Raw genomic sequence first — 1,954 nt, 5'->3', positions numbered from 1 at the left:
TGATACTATATAGAAATAACTCAAAGATATTAAAAGTCGTTTTATCGTTGATATGACAGTATTTTTATGTATTTTTGTGCGTGAAAGAAAAAATTGACATAAAAAAGCTCCAGTAATATGATTAAGTTACGACGCTTAAATCAATACTGGAGGTCTTTTTATATGCAATATAATACTACTAAATGTATAGACGAAAATCAAGATAATAAAACATTAAAAGATATGACGAAAAGTGGGAAACAACGCCCATGGAGAGAAAAGAAGATAGATAATGTAAGTTATGCAGATATACTAGAAATCTTAAAAATTAAAAAGGCTTTTAACGTAAAACAATGTGGTAACGTCTTAGAGTTCAAGCCTACTGATGAAGGTTATTTGAAGTTACATAAGACATGGTTTTGTAAATCAAAATTGTGTCCAGTTTGTAATTGGAGGCGTGCTATGAAAAATAGTTATCAAGCTCAAAAAGTGATTGAAGAAGTGGTTAAAGAAAAGCCAACTGCTCGTTGGTTATTTCTTACTTTATCGACTAAAAATGCAATAGACGGTGACCATTTAGAACAAAGTTTAAAGCATATGTCTAAGGCTTTTAATAAATTAAAGATGTATACAAAAGTTAAAAAGAATTTGGTAGGATTTTTACGCTCAACTGAAGTAACAGTTAATAAAAATGACGGTAGTTATAATCAACATATGCACGTTTTGTTATGCGTTGAAAATGCGTATTTTAGAAAAAAAGAAAATTATATTACGCAGACGGAATGGGTCGATTTATGGCAAAAAGCATTACAAGTTAATTATCGACCAGTAGCAAATATTAAAGCGATCAAACCAAACCAAAAAGGCGATAAAGATATTCAAGCAGCAATCAAAGAAACTTCAAAATACTCGGTTAAGTCATCTGATTTTTTAACTGATGATGATGAAAAAAATCAAGAAATCGTAAATGATTTAGAAAAAGGTTTATACCGAAAACGTATGTTGAGTTATGGTGGTTTGCTTAAACAAAAACATAAAATTTTAAATTTAGACGATGCCGAAGATGGCAATTTGATTAATACAAGCGACGAAGATAAAACGACAGATGAAGAAGAAAAAGCACATTCAATTACTGCAATTTGGAATTTTGAAAAACAAAATTATTACTTAAAAGATTTGAAACGTTAGCTTAAAAGCTAGCGTTTTTTTATGTATTTTTGCCCCTGCAGGAACTATAGCGTTCAACCGGCATGGTTGACCAGTTTTACCTTGAAAATTTTAATTTGCATGTAAATGGGCAGTGTCTGAAAAATTCGCCACTGGTTATGTACAAAAAATGAGATAAACAATTTAACTTTTTAAGTTATATAAATTTTAGGGAGTTCCAATCAAATTAGAAAAATATATAAAAGAGCTATATCGTTTTTCTGGCTTATGTTTAAAAAGTACAAGTGATTGTATTTAAAATGACTTTAGCAACTTAAGTAATATGTCTTTTGAATACAAGTTAAATGTCAGAAAGATGTACCCTTATTTTGCTCATATTTGCGTTTTAAGAAACATATATAAATATACAGGTATAAAAATATATAAATATAGAGTTTGCTCTAAATACCCCCTTAAAATTCAAAATAAAGGCATTTAAAAATTAAGAAAATAAAAAAAGCTACTAGCAAAAAACTAGTAGCTTAAATCTTAGTTAAATTTCTATGTAGTATTAATTTTTATATCTACGCTACAACGTCGATTCTAGTTCGTGCAGTATTAATTTTTATATCTGCGCCACAACGCCGATTCCTTAAAACTAAGATAAAAATCGACGAAGGTCGATTATGGTTTTTTACGCGTTCTTTTTAGAACGCATAAGTGCGCCCTTACGGGATTTAACTAGATTATAACGACGAAAAATAGACCTGTAAAGCAATAACAGTTGGGTCTACTTTGTCTACTGGGTAGACAAGAAAAGAACACGCAT

1 protein-coding gene is annotated in these 1,954 nt (G+C 29.7%); it reads left to right on the top strand.

The window, feature by feature from the left end:
* Positions 1-162: 162 nt before the first annotated feature.
* Positions 163-1,167 (top strand): protein rep, encoded by a 1,005-nt coding sequence (locus KA824_RS09245; RefSeq protein ID WP_129406976.1) that lies wholly within the window; start codon positions 163-165, stop codon positions 1,165-1,167.
* Positions 1,168-1,954 lie beyond the last annotated feature (787 nt).

The organism is Staphylococcus sp. GDY8P198P (genome assembly GCF_017891615.1).
Classification (GTDB): Bacteria; Bacillota; Bacilli; order Staphylococcales; family Staphylococcaceae; genus Staphylococcus; species Staphylococcus cohnii.
Note: the sequence above shows the minus strand (reverse complement) of the source record. Positions and strands in the feature narration are given on the sequence as shown.